Annotated in this window: 1 protein-coding gene and 2 pseudogenes; 2 read left to right on the forward strand and 1 reads right to left on the reverse strand. The window is 57.4% G+C overall.

Annotated features, from left to right (window positions below; genetic code table 11):
• Nucleotides 1–229: 229 nt before the first annotated feature.
• A pseudogene (locus tag PAF17_RS20065) lies at nucleotides 230–435 on the reverse strand (IS6 family transposase); the annotation flags it as partial.
• Nucleotides 436–492: 57 nt separating this feature from the next.
• Here PAF17_RS20065 and tnpB point away from each other — a divergent pair.
• Nucleotides 493–777, forward strand: coding sequence for an IS66 family insertion sequence element accessory protein TnpB (tnpB, locus tag PAF17_RS20070; RefSeq protein WP_271890822.1), 285 nt, complete (start codon nucleotides 493–495; stop codon nucleotides 775–777).
• A gap of 62 nt (nucleotides 778–839) precedes the next feature.
• Nucleotides 840–1,030: pseudogene (locus tag PAF17_RS20075) on the forward strand (porin family protein); the annotation flags it as partial.

Genomic DNA, 1,030 nt, shown 5'->3' on the forward strand with positions numbered 1-1,030 from the left:
TCGGTGATCTGCGCGACCGCGTCACGCTTGAACTCGGCGCTGAAATTGCCTTTGCCCATCTCGGCCTCCTTGCCTCAAAATTAGGGAAGAAGGCGTCTACGAATCTAGGGGCTATTCAGCTCGCCGCGTAAGCCTTCGCCTTTGAGCCGCTGACAATTATCGACCAAGGCAGATTCAGCGCTGGCGGCACGGTGACGACCGAGCCCGGCAACTTCGATCACCGCAATCCGGTCAGCCGCTTCCTTGCCTGCGCCCGTGTCGCGATCAGCGGTGAGAACTTTACCACCCAGCGGTTCAGCGTGGCGTGATCGACCGTGACACCGCGCTCGGCCCGGACATCTTCGAGATCACGATAAGGGACTGCGTAGCGGAGGTATAATAACATCGCATGGAGGATCACCGACTTCGGATATGCACTCCCTTGAACGCGATCACACCGCAAGCCCCTCACCAACCCTCTGACAACGCTGACATGTCGGGCGTTACCTCGGAATGGAAGAGTTTGCGACAGTTCCCGACGGACTGGCAGCATTGGCGCAGTCGATGCTGGCGGAAGACCCCTTCACCGGCACGATATTCGTGTTCCGCGCGAAGCGCGTCGACAGGCTGAAGATGCCGTTCTGGAATCGCAGCGTAGTTGGATCATCAGATCGGGTCAGTCCGGCATCCGGAAAGGTTTGCGACAGAACCTCAGTGCCTGTTCCATGCAATGCTTTCTGCTTCATTGAGTTGCGAAACATTTTGCTCTACCAAATAATGTTAGCTGCTCATCCATGAGACGTCGTTTTTCCCGCTTATCGAGGATACTTGAGACGTGTGACAAGTTGTCGACCTCTGCTTTGAATTCCTTATTTTTGTTTGCCTCGACCGGTGTCGCGGCTGCGGGTGGCTATTCAGCGCCATCCGAGGTCGTTCCGGTGGTTGCGCCCGTCGCACAGCCTTCGTTTGACTGGGCCGGTGCCTATGGCGGCCTTTCGGTGGGCTATGCGTTCGGCGGCGATGATCGCGTTGGCATCCACAACCCTGATGG

Origin of the sequence: Paracoccus onchidii (assembly GCF_028294535.1) — a bacterium.
Classification (GTDB): Bacteria; Pseudomonadota; Alphaproteobacteria; order Rhodobacterales; family Rhodobacteraceae; genus Paracoccus; species Paracoccus onchidii.

Coding starts and splice junctions, on each gene's coding strand:
- tnpB (WP_271890822.1), top strand. CDS start 493: ATGGAAGAGTTTGCGACAGTTCCCGACGGACTGGCAGCATTGGCGCAG.